Here is an 18,862-nt window from a genome sequence, read left to right on the forward strand (position 1 = left end):
TTATATAAAAATAAGCATCAAAAGCACCACGCAATCAAACGACTGATCTTTTGTCCCTGAGACATATTAATCACTTTCACCTGTTTCGCATTAAGCGTTTTAAGTAATTTCTTTAACGGTGCAACATTTTCAGACTTTGAAACCAACGAACTAAACCATTGTACCTGCTGCCCATATTTTTTACTCTCGGTACACATCTGTTTTAAAAACGCGATTTCACCGCCCTCACAACAGAGTTCATTGTCTTGTCCACCAAAGTTTAACTTAACGCTTTTATCACCTGAATGGTTTTTATCAAGATTATTGAGCTTCCTTAAGGTGCCAGCCGTCGCCTTTGCCATGGAGGAATGAAAAGGTGGATTACACAGGGTTAACGTAAATTTATCCTGAGGTTTAATAATCCCCTGGAAAATAGATGTGTGATTTTTTTGCAGTCGAAGCTTAATAAAAGGGATAAGATTCTTATTTGATTTAACAATTAACGCAGCTGTTTTAATAGATATCGGATCAATATCAGTCCCAACAAAAGACCAATGATTAATTTGGCTACCAAGAATGGGATAGATACAATTCGCTCCAGTTCCAATATCTAACACTTTCACCTGTTTACCCGTTGGGATAACCCCATTATTATTTTCAGCTAAAAGGTCTGATAAATAGTGAATGTAGTCTGCACGCCCTGGAATCGGTGGACAAAGATAATTAGTTGGTATTTGCCAAAATTGAACATCATAGAAAAACTGTAATAAAGCTTTATTTAAAGCACGTAACGCCTCGCTATTACTAAAATCAATAGTGCTTTCATTCGCAGGGTTCTTAATAACAAAAGCAGACAATTCAGGGCAAACCTGAGTTAACGCATTAAAATCGTAACGCCCATGATGACGATTATCAGGATGCAACATCCCTTTTTGGGGGATTTTTTTATTGCTAATCACTTTGTTTTTAATCATATTTAACTAAATTTCCACGTAGATCTAGCAAATTAAATTTGTAATAAAACTGCACCATTTGATAATCAACTTCCGGTGCAAACCAAATAATCAGTGTTCTGTTATTTTTACGCGTTTGCTCTAAACGATAGGTTTCAAACTTACCTAATTTAGTTTCGATTGTTTCTTTACCTTTCACTTCAAAATAGTAATGTTTCACTTTTTCAGTCGTCTGCATATAGAAATCAAACTGTGTTTCACCACGGCGTATGCCTTCGCTCATTTGCATACCAATCGCATGAAAATCTAAAATAACACTTTCTTTTTTAAATGATTTCGATTTCCCCTTGGCCGTAATTTTGCTTTGATGGCCATTATCAAAAAAGGTAGCCTTGGTATCTTCTTTATGAGATCCCGTTTCTTTATAAATAAAAGACTTTGAAAGAAAAGACATAGAGGCCTCATCCCAATACATGTCAGAAAGTTGATACCCTTTCATTTTATAAAATAAAAAAGATAAATCCGCCGTTGTCTTACCTGTAACATGGCCATTTTGAAAATTAAATTCTCGCGTCATTGTACCAACGGAAACTTTTTTATAAAAAACATCATAAACATACCGTTGTTTATCCGATGTTAAGTCAGTTAGAGGAGCCGCCACAGCAACAGAGAACATATTCGCGAAGAATAAGACGAAAGAAATAGATAAGTAATTAATTTTATTCAAAAGCAGTAATACCTTTTATTTTATTAACAATAGACAATAGTCCATTAGAACGTGAAGGGCTTAAATGGTTCAACAATCCGAGCTGTTCAAAAATAATAGCAATATCAGTTGCTGCAATTTCTGCTGCTGTTTTACCTTGATAAATAATCATCAATATCATCATCAATCCCCTAATCACACGGGTATCACTGTCCATTTTAAAATAATATTGTTCTCCTTTTTTTTCAACGACCAACCAAGCAACACTATCACAACCTTTAACGCGATTTTCAGGTTGCTTGTCTTGTTCACTCAAAGGAGCTAATTTTTTACCCAATTGAATAATTAAACGATACTGCTTGTCCCAAGTACGATTACTAATAAAGTCATCGATAAGCTGCTCAAGCGTTATGAATTCATCACTCACGATTATTTTCCTTTTTTCAATTTCATATAATCCGAGAACAATACCAATGCACCACTACTACCGGTCAGATTGGCACTTTGATTATTATCTTTACCTACCCAGGTAGTAACAACTTGATTATCATCGAAACCAACAAACCAGCTATCATTTAAATTATTGGTTGTCCCCGTTTTACCCGAAAAATACTGGTTAGGATTACGCCAACTTAAGCTTCGTGAAGTCCCTTCCGTCGTCACCTTGTGTAATATCGATGTGAGCTTATTAATTGACCCCGTCGAAAAGACTTGTTTAGTTCGCTCGTTTCGCTCGTATAACAACTCCCCTTCTTTATTAGCAATGCCGCGAATAATGGAAATGGTTTCGTATACGCCCCCCATCGTAATCGGTTGATACATCTGCGCAACCTGAAAAGGGGAAAGCGATAAACTCCCCAAAACTAATGAAGGGTACGCTTTAATATCTTCATGAACCCCCATTTTATAAAGGCTATTAATCACATTATTAAGCCCTACTTTCATCCCTAAATTAACAGTAGGGACATTTAAAGAATGGGTCAGTGCATAGGTTAGGCTTACCTCACCACGAAACTTTCTATCGTAGTTTTTAGGCTGCCAACGTTGCCCTGTTGAATTTTTTAGCACAATAGGTTTATCCGGTAAGGGATAATCAGGCTCGTAACCTGCTTCTAAAGCGGTCAAATAAACCGCAGGTTTAACCAACGAACCAATCGGACGTACCGCATCTAATGCACGATTAAAGCCACTAAATTTGACATCTCGACCAGACACTAATGCGCGTACTTCCGCATGCTCTCTGTCCGTGATAACCATTGCCCCTTGAAGATCATTCGTATCTTTTTTAGCAATACGCTCGATGCCTTGCATAACCGCTAATTCAGCATTTTGTTGAGCTAAAGGATCGATCGAAGTGAAGATATGTAACCCGCTTTTTTTGCGTATGGAAGCTGGTACTTTTGATGCTAATTCTCGATGTAATAAACTAATAAAAGCGGGGTTTGCACGGTGGTTTAAAGCATATTTATCGCTCAAATTAAGTGAATCTCGCACCGCATAGCGGTAATCATCACCAGTGATTAAGTTATTTTCTACCATCAAACGTAACACCAGATCACGACGTGCTAGAGCCCGTTTAGGATTACGACGTGGGTTATAATAGGAAGGCCCTTTAATAATCGCCACTAATAACGCAATTTGTTCAATCCGTAATTCATTAATTGGACGAGCAAAATAATAATCACTTGCCAAACCAATACCATAGATACCCGTTTTACCATTCTGAGCGAGATAAACCTCGTTTAAATAAGCTTCTAACAGTTTATCTTTGCTGTATTTATAATCCATTAATACTGCGATATACGCTTCTTTAAACTTACGCCATAAGCTTCTTTTTTGAGATAAAAATAGATTTTTAGCCAATTGCTGGGTCAACGTACTCCCCCCCTGCACAGTATGCCCAGCTTTAAAATTAACAATAAATGCACGAACGATAGCTAAGGGAGAAATACCTTGATGATGATAATAGTTACGATCTTCCATCAGCAATAAAGTATTAATGAATAATGATGGGATTTTTTCAAAGGGTACAAAAACACGATCTTCAAGTTGTTGTGAATGGAGACGATCAATCAATAGCGGATCAAGTCGAAAAGTAGCTAAGACTTGCCCTCGCTCATCACTAATTTTACTCACTTTATCACGCGAGAAATGGACAATAACTTTTTCAGAGGCAACGGATTTGTCAGGAAAATCAAATGCTCGACGATAAATAGTCACCGTTTTACCCGACACTGAAAATTGACCACTCGCTTGAACCTTAATAACGGGCCGATAATTCAATAACTTCAGTTCTGATATTAATCCTTGCTGGGGCAATGACATATCATTTTTAATGGTCAGTGGTCGTGCAAAAACCTGCGCAGGTAACTGCCAAGTAGCACCATCTAAGCGACGCTCGATCATTTTATCAAAATAGATCCCGCTGATAGCCATAAACGCAATAAAAACTAAACTGACCTTCCAGGTAAGTGACCAAAGAAAACCAAAGAAACGTTGTTTAATTGTTTTACTCGGTGCTTTCTTATTATTTTTCTTTTTAGGTGCAACTTTCTTTTTTTTCAACATCACTGTCTCTGCTACTTTTTATTCATCTGCTTTTTGGTACCTGTTATTGCCATCGCTTGTAAAGGATCATCAGGCCAATAATGCTTTGGGTAACGTCCACGCATCTCTTTTTTAACATCTTGATATGCGCCTTTCCAAAAAGTAGTTAAATCCTGTGTTAATTGTAATGGTCTTCGGGCTGGTGAAAGCAAGGCTAACTGCAATTTAATTCGACCTTCAAAGATACTAGGCGTTTTTTCCTGACCAAATATTTCTTGAATACGCACCGATAATACAGGTGCTTCTCGCTCACGATAAGTTATTTTTATTGATGATCCTGTGGACACTTTCATCGTAATGGGAAATAACCCATTAAAACGTTGTTGTAACTCCCAAGATAACCGTGAAAGTAACGCGCCTTTTAAATCTATCCGCTTAATGTGTTCTGGTCGCGTAATACCCGTTAAAAATGGACTAAGCCAAGAATCGAGCTCATCGAGTAATGCTTGTTCAGAAAAATCGGGAAAGTCGATCGGATAATCGAATGCCATAAACTGTGCGGAAGCATAGGATAATCGAGATAATAATTGTTTATCTTGCTCAGTCCAAGAGAGAAAAGATAAACCTGCTTGCTGAATCCCGGCCAATATAGCCTGCGACCTTTGTGCATCACTCAGATTATGTAAAGGCTGTGTATTTATAATAAGCTTGCCTAAATACAAACGCTTTTCAGCAATCAATTTATTATTCTGCAAGGACCAATAAACAAATTCTTGCTCACTAAAATATTTCGGTAAAAAAGTTTCTAATATTGATAATGAAACCACGGAGGCTTTGTATATAACGCCATTTACCCCACGATCAGACAACGCCATATCTGCAACAACTAAAAAACGTTGATTAATAAGGTTGGAATTCGATAACAATGTTGCACCAATACCATTACTCAGCAGATAAATGCCATTATTTAAATCCCGTGATTGCGCGATACGATCAGGAAAGGCGATGGCTAATAGTAATCCACAGTAATCCATCGGCAAAGACCCGCCCGACCTTTTTACGCCCAGCTTTCTTAATAAAACACCTTGTTGCTGTTTCACACTATAGGATGGGGAAGTCAGCATACTTTCAATATCATCACTGTTTTTTTCGTTACTTTCGAGTAATCCAATCAACAAACACGCAAGCTCAACAAGTCGAGCAATACCATGCAGCTCTTGTAATACTTGCGCCTCTAATAACAAATGTCCTAGACGCGGATTTACACCCAACTGGCTAATCGCCTGCCCATGTTTAGTGATACGTCCTTTATCGTCTATTGCCGCAAATATTTTAAGCAAAGCCTTTGCCCTTTCAATGTGTCGTTGAGGCGGTTGCGAGATAAAAGATAAGTCACTGACATCGGTTACTCCCCAATTTAGGGTTTCGAGTAAGAGAGAGGTTAATTCCGTACGCGATATTTCGGGATAAGACTGTTTGGCCAAACGGGTTTCTTCTGACCACAAACGGTAGCAATGTCCGGCACTCAAACGTCCTGCACGTCCCGCTCTTTGCGTAGCACTCGCTTCGCTAATGCGTTGCGTATGTAATTTCCCTATTCCCGATTGTGCCTGATAGGCCATACAACGCTCATAACCAGAATCCACCACGATGGATATGCCATCAATGGTCAAACTGGTCTCTGCAATATTAGTGGCGATGACAATTTTTCTGGTATTAACAGCACAAGCGTCAATGGCCATTTGTTGTTCTGCTAGGCTTAATGCACCATATAAAGGAGCAATAATGACCTTGTCAGATGAATGACTAAAATGTGTCGTTAATAAACTCTGGCATTGTTTTATTTCGCGAACACCAGCAACAAAAACTAAAATATTCCCATGCTGCTCTTGGTACGCACGCTTAATTAAAGTCACTAAGTCTGCGATTAAACGTCCTCCTCCCGTACTGCGCTGATAGTGATAGTCAATCGGATAACTACGACCGGGCGAAGTCATATATTTCGCATCAGGCAATTGCTGTTGTAATAAATCATTGTCTAAAGTGGCAGACATGATCAGTACTTTCAAATCTTCGCGTACCCCCTGTTGAACATCGAGAACAAGCGCTAATCCTAAATCGGCTTGGAGATTTCTTTCATGAAACTCATCAAAAATAATTAAATCAATCCCCATTAATTCAGGATCTGTTTGTAGCATTCGAGTCAATACGCCCTCGGTAACGATCTCCAACTGCGTCTCGCTACTGGTTTTATTTTCACCGCGCATGCGATAACCTACTCTTTTACCAACTGGCTCGTTTAATAATGAGGCAAGGTAATAAGCAATATTTTTTGCAGCTAATCGACGAGGCTCTAACATAATAACTTTGCCAGCAACCCATTGCTCTTTAAGCATAGTAAAAGGCAAGAAGGTCGATTTACCCGCTCCAGGCGGTGCTTGAAGTATAATTTGTGAAGAAATAGGCAGATTTGACCGTAATTCTTCAAAAACAGATTCAATCGGTAAAGTAGACAAAAACGTCTCCATAGATTTAAAAAACCATACATTTGTACCATAATTGCGACAAATACAAAAAAAAACAGCAGGTAACTGCAACATCAATTTGACTGCGTTGCATTTACTTGCTATAGATAGCCGCCGAAATTATAACGCAGCTATTTTAGCGTAATTTAACGAGGTTTAATCTCATTTTTTGTCACTGTATTGATGCAATATAATTGAACAATAAATAGCGCATCGATTTAAGGAAAGTTCTATGCCAGACAATAACACTAAAAAAACGTTGGGTATTTTAGCCATTGCCGGAGTGGATCCGTATCAGGAAAAAAGCGGCGAAGAATACATGTGCCAAGCACAACGAGATCATTTTACCGAAATTCTTAAAGCATGGCGTGTACAGTTACACCAGGAAGTGGACCGTACCGTTGACCATATGAAAGATGAAGCAGCTAACTTCCCTGATCCGGTCGATAGAGCCGCACAGGAAGAAGAATTCAGTTTAGAATTACGCGCGCGTGATCGCGAACGTCGTCTCATCAAAAAAATAGCGAAAACAATGAAAAAAATCGAAGATGATGACTTCGGTTTTTGTGAATCTTGCGGTGTAGAAATTGGTATTCGCCGCCTTGAAGCACGCCCAACTGCCGACCTTTGTATTGATTGTAAAACATTAGCAGAAATCAAAGAAAAGCAGATTGTTGGCTAAATTGATTATTTATATAAAACGATTAGCATAAGTTAATCGTTTTATATATGAATCCTTATTTTGTCTACATATAACACATCCCAATATCGAGGTCGTTTTGCTCCGTCTCCCTCTGGCGCATTGCATTTTGGGTCTCTTGTCGCTGCACTTGGCAGTTACCTTCAAGCAAAGTCTCAACATGGGATATGGCAAGTTCGTATTGACGATATTGATCCGCCTAGAGAAGTATCAGGATCCGCACAGGATATTCTTGAAACGCTTTCAGCCTATGGTTTTCAATGGGATGGAAATGTTGTTTATCAAAGTAAACGCCATGCAGCCTATGAATTAACCCTATCAACATTAATTGCCCAACAACTTTGCTATGCCTGTTCCTGTACACGCAAAGAAATTAAACAACAAGGCGGTTTTTATTTAGGAAACTGTCGATATAAACAATTCACGCTAACGAACAATGCATTACGCCTTAATGTTGACAAATTAGCGCACCCTGTCACTCAATTTCACGACCGCTTACAAGGCCATATTTGTTTAAATCCCCAAGAAGCCCATGAAGATTTTATTATCAAACGTAAAGACGGGTTGTATGCTTACAATTTAGCTGTCGTCATAGATGATATCAATCAGGGGATAACCGAAGTCGTTCGTGGTGCAGATTTACTCCCAACAACGGGGAAACAGATTTCGCTTTACCAATTGTTAAATAAACCATTGCCTAATTATTTACACTTACCGGTCGCAGTAACCTCATCCGGGTATAAACTTTCAAAACAAAACCATGCCCTTGCCATTGACAAAAAGAACCCTGTTCCAACACTATTACAGGCACTTAACTTCCTTGGTCACCCAGTACCTTCCTCGGTCAATCAATCCGATTGCCATCATATATTGACTTGGGCAACGGAAAACTGGGATTTAGAAAAGATCCCTAAAAAATCAGAAATTCAAATTTAATTTGTTTTTCTTTAACCACACACATAAAATAAGCCCTTGATTTTTTCCTGCCAAGCGATATATACGATGGACAGTAAATTATTAAATAGGTTTTAACATCATTATTGAGGGTAGAGTTATTAAACGTTTAAAAAAATTCGTCAAAAATGTGTTTGTTAAGAAAAAACAAGAAGCACAGACTACGTCAACAGATCTCTACAGAATTCCACGAGAACAACACTCTATCTCTCGCAAAAACATTGATGAAAATGCATTAAAAGTACTTTATCGATTACATAATGCTGGATACCGCGCATTGTTAGTAGGAGGTGGTGTTCGTGATCTCTTACTCGGTATCAAACCAAAAGATTTCGATATCACGACGAATGCAACGCCTGAAGAAGTCAAAGCACTGTTTAGAAACTGCCGCTTAATTGGCCGTCGTTTTCGTCTTGCCCATATTTTATTTGGCAGAGAAGTCATTGAGGTTGCAACGTTTCGCGGTCCTCATGATGAAACTAACAAAAAAGATCTGCAAAAAGCCAAGCAATCGCAAGCTGGTATGCTCCTTCGAGATAATGTTTATGGTTCACTAGAAGAAGACGCAGAACGTCGTGACTTTACTGTAAATGGGCTCTATTACGATATTGCTGACTTTTCTTTATATGATTTCTGGGGTGGACTCGACGATCTAGCTGCGCATAAATTACGTATGATTGGTGATCCAGAGGTACGCTACCGTGAAGATCCCGTTCGCATGATGCGTGCGATCCGCTTTGCAGGTAAACTTGATTTAACCATTAGTGAAGAGAGTGCAGAACCGATTCGCCGTTTAGCTCCCTTGCTACAAGATATCCCTGCAGCCCGCCACTTTGACGAAGTCATTAAATTACTTTTATCGGGTCAAGGGTTAGTCACATACCGATTATTAAAAGAATATAAATTATTACAAATGCTGTTCCCTATCTTATTCAAAGACGGTGAAGACGATAAAGCAAACAAAATGATTGAACAGGCACTGATTGATTCCGATCAGCGTATTGCAACAGGTAAACGCGTTACGCCCGCTTACATTTATGCGATTATTTTATGGTACCCATTGGAACAACGTGCACAGGAAATGAGTTTTGAAAGTGGTATCGAATATCACGATGCATTTTTACTCGCGATCAATGAAGTATTAAGCATTCAAGTAAAAACCATTGCCATTCCAAAACGATTTACGGCAACCATTCGTGATATATGGATGCTGCAGTTACGCTTACCTCGTTTTGGTGGAAAACGCGCTGAACGCCTATACCAACATATCAAATTTCGTGCAGCCTTTGACTTTTTAGCGCTTCGAGCAAAAGTAGAACAAAGCCGAGAATTAGCAGAATTAACCGATTGGTGGTTAGAATACCAAAAAAATAATAAACTCCCAGTTCATAGTTACACAAGAAAAACAACGAACAAAGGCAGTAAATTTAAGCCCGATCAAAAAAGATCATCGAAAAAACGAAATTACTCAAAAAGTAAGCCTAAAGCACCGGTTGCAAATCAAAATGATTAGTTTTATTGGAATTGGCAGTAATCAATCTGAGCCTATTAAACAGGCTCAGCAAGCGATTAAAGCACTAACAACATTGCCTGATACAACCTTAATTAATTGCTCATCTTTATACTCCAGTAGCCCAATGGGGCCGCAGGATCAACCCGATTATATCAATGCGGTTGCACAAATTGATACCCAACTTTCTGCCATTGAACTCCTTAATAATCTTCAACAAATTGAACTATCTCAAGGGCGAGTTCGTAAAGATAATCGTTGGGGGCCTCGCACTTTAGATCTTGATATTATTCTCTATGACAATCAAGAAATTAATAATTTACGATTAACCATTCCTCACTACGGAATGAAAGCACGTGAATTTGTGCTTTATCCGTTGCAAGAAATAGCACCACAACTTGTATTGCCAGATGGCACGCCTTTATCGCAACTCGTTTTAGCATGTGATAAAAACGGTTTACAGAGAGTAAAATGATCACCTCTGCATTACTCTCTCTATATTCATTACATAGGAGCAATCATGCCTAAAATCAGCCTTTCTCGTTTAGCTAAAATGAAACAAGAAAATGAAAAAATCACCTGCATCACTGCCTATGATGCAAGCTTTGCTGCCATTTTTGATAAAGCAGGCATCCAGGTGTTATTAATCGGTGATTCATTGGGAATGGTTTTACAAGGCCATGATTCTACATTGCCCGTCTCAGTGAAAGATATTGAGTATCACACCAAATCAGTTGCAAGCACTGCTAAAAATTCATTAATCATTTCAGATCTTCCTTTTATGAGTTATGCGACGCCTGAACAAACCTATGAAAATGCAGCAACCTTAATGCGTGCGGGTGCGAACATGGTAAAACTAGAAGGGGGTAAATGGTTAGCTCAGTCTGTAGAAGGACTTGTTGAACGTGGTATTCCTGTCTGTGGGCACCTTGGTTTAACACCACAATCGGTGAATGTATTTGGTGGTTACAAGGTACAAGGTCGCGAAGAAGACCAAGCTGAAAAATTAGTACAAGATGCTAAATTACTGGAAAAATCGGGTATTCAATTATTAGTACTTGAATGTGTGCCTGTACAACTTGCAGCCCGTATTAGCAAAGAACTGCACATACCGGTTATCGGTATCGGTGCTGGTAGTGATACCGATGGACAAATACTTGTGATGCATGATGCGTTTGGTATTTCTGCTGGTTTCTGCCCTAAATTTTCAAAAAACTTTTTAATAGAGACTGGCGATATAAGACGCGCCGTCGCACTTTACAAAGAACAAGTTGAAAATGGTAGTTTTCCATCAGCAGAACACAGCTTTTACTAAAATAAGAGTATCCCAAATGCATATCATCACCGATCCAAAACAATTGCAAAATGAAATAAAAGCACTTAAACGCCAAGGAAAAGATATCGCCTTTGTTCCGACTATGGGAAACTTACATAACGGACACTTACAATTAGTGCGGCAAGCAAAACAAAAAACATCCATTGTTGTTGTTAGTATTTTTGTTAATCCGATGCAGTTTGATAATCAGAATGATTTAAAAACCTACCCTAAAACACTTGAAAACGATTGTCAGCTACTTGAAAAAGAAAATGTAACCATCGTATTTACTCCAGAAGCAGACACTATTTATCCTAATGGGTTAACTGCGCAAACCTACGTCGAAGTCCCAGAATTATCTGAACGTCTTGAAGGCGCATTACGTCCAGGACATTTTCGCGGTGTCACCACTATTGTGAATAAATTATTCAATTTAGTGCAACCCGATTATGCTTGCTTTGGTAAAAAAGATTTTCAACAACTCGCGATTATTAAGCAAATGGTTACGGATTTAGCAATGCCAATTGAGATAATTCCCGTTGATATTGAACGAGAAGCAAATGGACTCGCATTGAGCTCACGAAATGGTAAATTGTCCTCAAGTGAAAGAGCTAAGGCACCACTTTTATCAAAAGTAATGAACAAAATAGCTCAGTCATTACCCAGCAAAGAGATAGCACACACAGAACTCATTACGGCAGCTTCTAAAGAACTAAATGAAAATGGATTCACCGTTGATGCGATCGATATTGTTGATTGTAATACCTTGCAACCTATCGATAGCAATAGTAAGCGAATCGTTATTTTAATGGCTGCATTCTTAGGCCGTACACGTTTAATCGATAATCAAGTGATCAATTTACAATAATGTGTCCATTACTCTATGATCCATTCATTGCTGAGTCACTCAGTTAATTTTTATTAGTAAAGAAAGGTTTTTGTATGCAAAAAAGAATGCTTACTGGCAAACTTCATCAAGCTCGTGTTACACAAGCTGAATTAAATTACGAAGGTTCCTGTTCAATTGATCAAGACCTTTTAGATGCAGCAGGTATCTTAGAATATGAAAAAATAGATATTTATAATGTTGAAAATGGCGCGCGTTTTTCAACTTACGCCATTCTCGGTGAGCGAGGCTCAAAAATAATATCATTAAACGGCGCTGCAGCACGTATGGCAGCAGTTGGCGATCGACTTATAATTTGTACCTACTCAACCTTAAACGAAGCTGAAATTGCAGCCTATAAGCCAAACTTAGTGTATTTAGATAAAGACAATAATATTGTTCGTACTAGCAAAGCAGTGCCAGTACAAGTTGCATAGTTGTTCAGACTAGCCGTAATAAAAATCCGACCTCATTGTCGGATTTTTTGTTTTAAAGCGTAGCAGTCAACTGCAATGACTTTTGACCACTTGCCCAATATTTCCGCTCAAAGGGCGTAATCGGATTATCATTCTGGTATTCCATTAATTCACAGCCATGTCCAGCAAGTTCCAATGCGCGTGCGAATTCATGAATATAAGTAAACCAATTACTACGCAACTCTAATTGCCCACCTAACTGTAATATAGAAGGAAAAACGGCACTACCATGCCATCTGCGTTGTAAATGTTTCGCTTTGGGCCATGGGTTAGGATAAAGCAAATAATGATGTGTAAGCGTCCAATTTGCTTCCACGGCTAACCGCCAAAAATCATTCAGATTCACTTGTAGTAAGCGATAATTATCAGCGACGGATTGGGGATGTTTAGCTAAACGATCAGCGGATTTATCCAAACCAAGTACAATCGCTTCCGGATGTTTTTTAGCCAGGTGATATGTACTTTCCCCTACACCACAACAGGAATCAAAAATAATCGGCTTCCCTTGTTGTTCAATCCATTTTTCAGCTTCTTTAAATGCTGCTAATGTATGCGCTTGATAAGGCTTACGAAACGCATGATTTAAATGCTTTAACACCACATCATCGAGCTGCTCATGTAAACCTTCCTGATTCGACACAATTACACGAGAATTACCTAATTCATTCATGAGCGTATACCAACTCCTTTTTTGAGTAATACAGCAATCAAACCATACAACACAATAATAAATGCAATAATCACAGTAAATGACCAAAGTAATGACACATCAGAGACACCAAGAAAGCCATAACGAAAAGCATTAATCATATAAAAAACGGGATTAAAGTGAGAAACGCCCTGCCAAAAAGGAGGAAGTAAGTTAATCGAATAAAAAACACCGCCAAGATATGTTAATGGCGTTAAGACAAAAGTAGGGATAATACTTATATCATCAAAGGTACGCGCAAATATTGCATTTAATAAACCGCCAATGGAGAATAAGATAGCGGTCAAAATAACGCTAAAAATTAAAACAAATAAGTTAGCAATTTGTAATTGAACAAAAAACAATGATACACAGGTAACTAATACACCGACCATCAAACCACGAATAACACCGCCGCCAATATACCCCCAAATAATCACATAATTAGGCACTGGTGCAACTAATAACTCTTCAACACTAAGTTGAAACTTAGCACTATAAAATGAAGAGGCAACATTAGAATATGAGTTAGTGATAACAGACATCATAATCAAGCCAGGTACAATAAAGGCGATATAACTAAATCCATTCATCTCACCGATACGAGAACCGATCAGATTACCAAAAATCACAAAATATAAACTCATTGTAATCACAGGAGGAACAAGTGTCTGAACCCAGATACGCAAAAACCGGTTCATTTCCTTTATCCAGATAGTTTTTAACGCGACACCATATTTAAAATTAATCATTCAAAGTACCTTTATTAACCAATTTTATAAATAGCTCTTCCAAACGATTGGCTTTATTACGCAGACTATGCACTCGCACACCTTGCGAAGTTAATATACTAAACACATCATTTAACGATTGTTCCTGAGTTAACTCTATTTCTAATCGTTCATCATTTTGAAATTTAACAGTAAAATTTTCTGAAGATGAAAGAGAAACTGGCTTATCAATATCAAGAATGAATGTTTCACTGTCAAGACGGCTTAGTAATTTGTGCATACTGGTATTTTCAACCAATTCACCTTTGTTAATAATACCAATATTACGACAAAGTGTTTCTGCTTCTTCGAGATAATGGGTAGTTAAAATAATCGTTACCCCTTCGTTATTAATTTTCTTTAAAAAAGTCCACATGGTGCGACGCACTTCAATATCAACACCAGCAGTTGGCTCATCAAGAATCAATAATTTAGGCTCATGCATCAGCGCTCGAGCAATCATTAAACGACGTTTCATACCACCAGATAAAGTACGTGCAGGCTTATCTTTTTTATCCCACAGCTCTAATTGTTTAAGGTATTTTTCAGCACGAAGGAATGCCTCTTTTCTTTTAATTCCGTAAAAACCAGCTTGATTTACTAAAATCTGAATCGGCGGTTCGAATTGACTAAAATTAAACTCTTGAGGAACAAGCCCAATTTGACTTTTAGCCTCTTCCAATTGAGTATCAAGATCAAATCCAAAAATTTTCACCTGACCACTCGTCTTATTAACAAGAGAAGAAATAATACCAATCGTTGTCGATTTTCCCGCGCCATTGGAGCCAAGTAGAGCGTAAAAATCACCTTCACTCACTTTTAGCGACAGATTTTTTAAGGCTTGTACATTGCCTTTATAAGTCTTAGTTAAATTATCTAATTCAATAGCATACATTTATTATTTATCCTGATCGGGAAAGCTAACAAAACCAATATAAGGAAGATTTCGATAAAGTTGTGCGTAATCAATACCATAACCAACGACAAATTTATCTTCAATAGAAAACCCAACCCAGTCAACGTCAACCTCTATTTCACGACGTGAAGGTTTAGTCAATAACGTACAAATAGCAAAAGATTTAGGATCTCGTAACAAAAGCATTTTTTTTATTTTAGTTAGCGTATTGCCCGTATCAATAATATCCTCGACGATCAGCACATCACAGCCATGAATTTCTTCATCAAGTTCCTTAAGAATCTTAACTTCCCCTGAACTATCAGTACCACTACCATAACTAGACGTTGCCATAAAATCGAGTACAACAGGAACAGTTAATAAACGCGCAAGATCTGCTAAGAAAATTGCAGAACCTCTTAATAAACCAATAAGCACAACACGCTCACTGTCTTTATATCGTTCATTGATATCATTTGCCATTTCTTGAATGCGTTGTTTGATCTGTTGCTCAGAGATCATCGTAGTGATCGTATGATTGGGATTCATGGGAACTCCGGTAAATAAAAGAGTCGGAGATTATAGCATTAAAAAAGCAATTCTAAACACGCAATGGATTAATACTCCTCGATATAATTAATCAGTATTTATCATCATTTCAGGCATTTATTTACAAGTAAAATTAGGCATAACTTTAAGTTATATTATCAAACAGATTGAAATATAAAGTAAAAGGCACACAAACAACACAGTTACATCTTCAAACGGATTAGCATCTCATAATTAAAAGTAAATTACTTTTTATACGAGATAACTATCACACTTACACTTGCAATGGAGACTAAATTCACTGAAAAACTATTATCATACAATACTATTGTAAACATGGTTTTTATACACTGTCGAAAAAGGATAAATAAATGAAACTAACTAAAATATCTAAATTTACATTTGTACCACTAAGTACGTTGTTAATATTTGGTTGTGATCACCCCTTCACCTCAAGTAGTTCAGATGATAATCTCGTGGTGGAAGAAGAAGTCGCGACAACATCTCTAACTGCAGATTATGAATGGGATTTCTCCGATATTGATGCCGATGCAATAGAAGGCGACAAAGAATTACTCATGAGCAAGTCAAGCGACAATGTACGAACACTTGTTACTGGCGCAAACGCTTTAGGTTATGCCTTAGATATACAACAATCCGACACTTCAGGTTCATACGGATATCATTATACAACAATGGATAGTACTACAGATCCATTAGCGGCAACGGATGGTGTTATATCCATGGAAATCGTCTTTAAATCGGATGACATAACTTTTAACTCCACTGAAGGACAAGACCTACAATTACTTGAAAATACAGATAGTGACACTGGCTGGAAAGTTATCGTTAGTAAGAGTTCATGGAAACCACAATTTAAACTTTATAATGGTAGTGGTTCAACATCGGTTTCCGGAACGACTGTCCTCGAAAGTGATACATGGTATGACATAGTTGCAACCTATGATAATAACGAAGCCAAAATATATGTAAATGGTGTACTTGAAGGAACAGAGACCATTACAGATTATATTCCAAATACTAAAGACGGTGATAAAGTTTACATCGGTGGCGGTTCAAGCAGTTCTCAAAAGAATCTAGATGGCTCTATTGATAGCGCTGCATTCTGGCTAGATACACTAACAGCGGATGAAATTGCAACGCGCGCAGAAGAATTTGGATTTACTGTAACGGAAGAATAATTTCAAAGATTGTGCTCTTATCTATTTACTATAAAATGTCACTTATTAATATAAGTAACATTTTTAACTAAAAAAACAGTAATACCATATATGATGAGACTGTAATAAAAACTATGTAACTGCTTATTTATAATCCTACTATTTGGAAAAGGATAAGCAGTTATGGATCAGAAGCAATTAGAAGCGTTCGCTCGTGAAGCCGCTAAAACATTAAAAACAGAAAAAGACCTTAACAACTTTAGTCAGATGTTGACCAAGATAACCGTTGAAGCAGCATTAAACGCTGAGCTTGACGAACATCTCGGTTACTCTAAACATCGTCAATCATCTACCAGTAATAGCCGGAACGGCACTTCAACCAAAACTATCATTACTGATGATGGGCAGTTTGAACTGGAAACGCCTCGTGACAGAGAAGGTTCGTTTGAGCCTCAACTCGTCAAAAAACCACAAACTCGGTTTATACCAATTGTATTAAATATGTGATCTAAATTTTGAGTTGGAAAAATGGTTTAGTTTGAGGCGAAAGTTGATGTAATACCAATTCCGTTAATTAAGTTCCCAAATTAATCCAGTCTCTATAACATAATGATTTAACCGCTTCTGTATCTTCGCAGAAGCAATTCCAAGCCCTACAACACTGCTCAACAATATCGTTATAATTATCAAAGCATCGATTGGCTAACTCATTTTGTCGTAACCAACGCCATACTTGTTCTATTGGATTTAGTTCTGGAGAATAAGGTGGAATATGTATAATTGTTAGGTTATCAAACTCCTCAGCTAAATAGGCTTGATGCCAACTTGCTTGATCCATAATAACGACTGAGTATTTACCTTGAGGCGTTGCTTTTGATATGAGGGCTAGATGCTCTCTCATCCCTTCACTATTACTAAAGGGCAATACAAGCGCTTCCGTTTGCCCTGTGTTCACACATACGGCACCAAATAAATAAGCATATTCAAATTGCTGTTGTTGAACTGCTCTAGGTCTTGTTCCTTTTTCTGCCCATATTCTAGTCGTCGTATTTCGTTGGCCAAATCGTGCTTCATCTTGAAACCAAATAAGGACATTATTTAAATGAATATGACCGGGGATCCTAAGGATCGTTTCTATTTTGAATTTTTTTAAAAGACGCTTGGGCTTCAATTGATTGTTTGGGATGTTTTGAACGTGTCGTTATCCAACTAAGATTTAGCTTATGTAGGATCTGGTAAACATTCGTTTTTTGATAGCTAATACCGAAGGAGGTTTTTATATATTCCTGTACGTCTTTACCTTGCAGACGACCGCCTTCTGGCTTGATGGCATTATCTACAACATAGGCTTTTATTTGTATTAATTGCTCAGGTGTTAATTTTGAAGGCCTGCCACTGCGGGACTTTACTTTTAATCCATCCAATCCGAAATCAAGATAAGATTTTATCCAAATATTGACACTTCTCCGACTCACTTTCAAAAAAGATGCAATTTCGGTTCGACTTTTACCTTCGATAAAGTGTGAAACAGCGAGTAGTTTTAATCGTTGTCTAGAATTAGACGTAGCGTTGATTAGTGCAGAAAAATCGTGTTCCATATAAACTCCTTTATCAGAGCTGTTATTAGATCATATATTTAACGGAATTGGTATAAATGGTTGTTCCCTTTACGAAACTTTCAACAAAGAAATAAACTATTTTAACCAGCAAAATAGATCAGCTAATTATTACGATTGGTATTATTCACCAGAATTAAACCCAATAGAACAGGTATGGCGTTGGCTACGACAGAATAAGTTAGCTAATAGGTGTTTTGATAACTATAACGACATTGTTGATCAGTGTTGTAGGGCTTGGAATTGCTTCTGCGAAGATACAGAAGCGGTTAAATCATTATGTTATAGAGACTGGATTAATTTGGGAACTTAATTAACGGAATTGGTATAATGAATAAAATTTACCTTCCACTATGAAATATCACAAACAGTAGACATAAAAAATCCCTGCTGACGTTAGTCAACAGGGATTTATCGTTTATTAGGCGCTTGGCGATGCCCTACTCTCACATGGGGAAACCCCACACTACCATCGGCGCAACTGCGTTTCACTTCTGAGTTCGGCATGGAATCAGGTGGGACCACAGCGCTAGTGTCGCCAAGCATAAAAAGTAATTAGAAAAGCTGTTTGTTTCTTGTTCTTTTATCTATCTAATCTTTGCATTTGTAAAA

The 18,862-nt window shown here is 37.7% G+C and carries 18 protein-coding genes, 1 rRNA gene and 2 pseudogenes; 10 read left to right on the forward strand and 11 right to left on the reverse strand.

Annotation, left to right across the window (positions count from 1 at the left end):
* Positions 1-17 precede the first annotated feature (17 nt).
* Genes rlmF through hrpB form a run of 5 tightly spaced genes read right to left on the reverse strand, consistent with a single transcriptional unit; the run spans position 18 to position 6,701 of the window.
* Positions 18-953, reverse strand: a complete 936-nt coding sequence (gene rlmF / locus ACR30L_RS16895; RefSeq protein WP_435235407.1) for a 23S rRNA (adenine(1618)-N(6))-methyltransferase RlmF — start codon at positions 951-953, stop codon at positions 18-20.
* Positions 946-1,659 (reverse strand): DUF3108 domain-containing protein, encoded by a 714-nt coding sequence (locus tag ACR30L_RS16900; protein ID WP_435235408.1) that lies wholly within the window; start codon positions 1,657-1,659, stop codon positions 946-948. The genes rlmF and ACR30L_RS16900 overlap by 8 nt, the downstream gene beginning before the upstream one ends.
* Positions 1,652-2,065 (reverse strand): SufE family protein, encoded by a 414-nt coding sequence (locus ACR30L_RS16905; RefSeq protein WP_435235409.1) that lies wholly within the window; start codon positions 2,063-2,065, stop codon positions 1,652-1,654. The genes ACR30L_RS16900 and ACR30L_RS16905 overlap by 8 nt, the downstream gene beginning before the upstream one ends.
* Positions 2,066-2,067: 2 nt before the next feature.
* Positions 2,068-4,206 (reverse strand): penicillin-binding protein 1B, encoded by a 2,139-nt coding sequence (gene mrcB / locus ACR30L_RS16910; RefSeq protein WP_435235410.1) that lies wholly within the window; start codon positions 4,204-4,206, stop codon positions 2,068-2,070.
* Positions 4,207-4,217: 11 nt separating this feature from the next.
* Positions 4,218-6,701: an ATP-dependent helicase HrpB gene (gene hrpB, locus ACR30L_RS16915; RefSeq protein ID WP_435235411.1), complete on the reverse strand. Its 2,484-nt coding sequence runs from the start codon at positions 6,699-6,701 to the stop codon at positions 4,218-4,220.
* 241 nt (positions 6,702-6,942) lie between these two features.
* On the opposite strand from hrpB, the gene dksA reads away from it, so the two are divergent.
* The 7 genes from dksA (at position 6,943) to panD (ending at position 12,512) form a co-directional block, all read left to right on the forward strand.
* A complete protein-coding gene (dksA, locus tag ACR30L_RS16920) occupies positions 6,943-7,392 on the forward strand; it encodes an RNA polymerase-binding protein DksA (protein WP_435235412.1) in 450 nt (149 codons plus the stop codon).
* Positions 7,393-7,449: 57 nt separating this feature from the next.
* Positions 7,450-8,346, forward strand: coding sequence for a tRNA glutamyl-Q(34) synthetase GluQRS (gluQRS, locus tag ACR30L_RS16925; RefSeq protein ID WP_435237922.1), 897 nt, complete (start codon positions 7,450-7,452; stop codon positions 8,344-8,346).
* A gap of 148 nt (positions 8,347-8,494) precedes the next feature.
* Entirely contained in the window at positions 8,495-9,877 is a 1,383-nt protein-coding gene (pcnB, locus tag ACR30L_RS16930; protein WP_435235413.1) for a polynucleotide adenylyltransferase PcnB, read from the forward strand.
* Positions 9,870-10,349 (forward strand): 2-amino-4-hydroxy-6-hydroxymethyldihydropteridine diphosphokinase, encoded by a 480-nt coding sequence (gene folK / locus ACR30L_RS16935; RefSeq protein ID WP_435235414.1) that lies wholly within the window; start codon positions 9,870-9,872, stop codon positions 10,347-10,349. The genes pcnB and folK overlap by 8 nt, the downstream gene beginning before the upstream one ends.
* Before the next feature lie 45 nt (positions 10,350-10,394).
* On the forward strand, positions 10,395-11,189 hold the full coding sequence (gene panB / locus ACR30L_RS16940) for a 3-methyl-2-oxobutanoate hydroxymethyltransferase (protein WP_435235415.1): 795 nt from the start codon (positions 10,395-10,397) through the stop codon (positions 11,187-11,189).
* Positions 11,190-11,205: 16 nt separating this feature from the next.
* Complete coding sequence (panC, locus tag ACR30L_RS16945) at positions 11,206-12,057, forward strand: pantoate--beta-alanine ligase (RefSeq protein WP_435235416.1); 852 nt, start codon at positions 11,206-11,208, stop codon at positions 12,055-12,057.
* Positions 12,058-12,131: 74 nt separating this feature from the next.
* Positions 12,132-12,512, forward strand: coding sequence for an aspartate 1-decarboxylase (gene panD / locus ACR30L_RS16950; protein WP_435235417.1), 381 nt, complete (start codon positions 12,132-12,134; stop codon positions 12,510-12,512).
* A 52-nt stretch (positions 12,513-12,564) separates the two neighbouring features.
* Here the strand turns inward: panD and trmB are convergent, their stop codons facing one another.
* Genes trmB through hpt form a run of 4 tightly spaced genes read right to left on the reverse strand, consistent with a single transcriptional unit; the run spans position 12,565 to position 15,453 of the window.
* Complete coding sequence (gene trmB, locus ACR30L_RS16955; RefSeq protein ID WP_435235418.1) at positions 12,565-13,221, reverse strand: tRNA (guanine(46)-N(7))-methyltransferase TrmB; 657 nt, start codon at positions 13,219-13,221, stop codon at positions 12,565-12,567.
* Positions 13,218-13,991: an ABC transporter permease gene (locus ACR30L_RS16960; protein WP_435235419.1), complete on the reverse strand. Its 774-nt coding sequence runs from the start codon at positions 13,989-13,991 to the stop codon at positions 13,218-13,220. Before ACR30L_RS16960 ends, trmB begins: the two co-directional genes overlap by 4 nt.
* Positions 13,984-14,904: an ATP-binding cassette domain-containing protein gene (locus ACR30L_RS16965; protein ID WP_435235420.1), complete on the reverse strand. Its 921-nt coding sequence runs from the start codon at positions 14,902-14,904 to the stop codon at positions 13,984-13,986. The genes ACR30L_RS16960 and ACR30L_RS16965 overlap by 8 nt, the downstream gene beginning before the upstream one ends.
* A 3-nt stretch (positions 14,905-14,907) precedes the next feature.
* Positions 14,908-15,453 carry a hypoxanthine phosphoribosyltransferase gene (gene hpt, locus ACR30L_RS16970; protein WP_435235421.1) on the reverse strand — a complete coding sequence of 182 codons (546 nt, stop codon included), beginning with the start codon at positions 15,451-15,453 and terminating at the stop codon, positions 14,908-14,910.
* A 371-nt stretch (positions 15,454-15,824) separates the two neighbouring features.
* Between hpt and ACR30L_RS16975 the strand changes: the two genes are divergently transcribed.
* Together ACR30L_RS16975 and ACR30L_RS16980 are read left to right on the forward strand one after the other, a co-directional pair.
* Positions 15,825-16,655 (forward strand): LamG domain-containing protein, encoded by an 831-nt coding sequence (locus ACR30L_RS16975; RefSeq protein ID WP_435235422.1) that lies wholly within the window; start codon positions 15,825-15,827, stop codon positions 16,653-16,655.
* A 162-nt stretch (positions 16,656-16,817) separates the two neighbouring features.
* Positions 16,818-17,114: pseudogene (locus ACR30L_RS16980) on the forward strand (transposase); the annotation flags it as partial.
* A gap of 94 nt (positions 17,115-17,208) precedes the next feature.
* Here ACR30L_RS16980 and ACR30L_RS16985 read toward each other — a convergent pair.
* Positions 17,209-18,232 (reverse strand): IS630 family transposase gene (locus ACR30L_RS16985; RefSeq protein ID WP_435235423.1). Its coding sequence is split into 2 segments (ribosomal slippage): positions 17,209-17,779 and positions 17,778-18,232, totalling 1,026 coding nucleotides; the frame shifts between segments, so codons are not numbered across the junction.
* Positions 18,233-18,374: 142 nt separating this feature from the next.
* Between ACR30L_RS16985 and ACR30L_RS16990 the strand changes: the two are divergent.
* A pseudogene (locus tag ACR30L_RS16990) lies at positions 18,375-18,563 on the forward strand (IS630 family transposase); the annotation flags it as partial.
* 114 nt (positions 18,564-18,677) lie between these two features.
* On the opposite strand, the gene rrf reads toward ACR30L_RS16990, so the two are convergent.
* A 5S ribosomal RNA gene (rrf, locus tag ACR30L_RS16995) occupies positions 18,678-18,793 on the reverse strand.
* Positions 18,794-18,862 lie beyond the last annotated feature (69 nt).

Source organism: Psychromonas saccharinae, assembly GCF_051201515.1.
Lineage (GTDB): Bacteria > Pseudomonadota > Gammaproteobacteria > Enterobacterales > Psychromonadaceae > Psychromonas.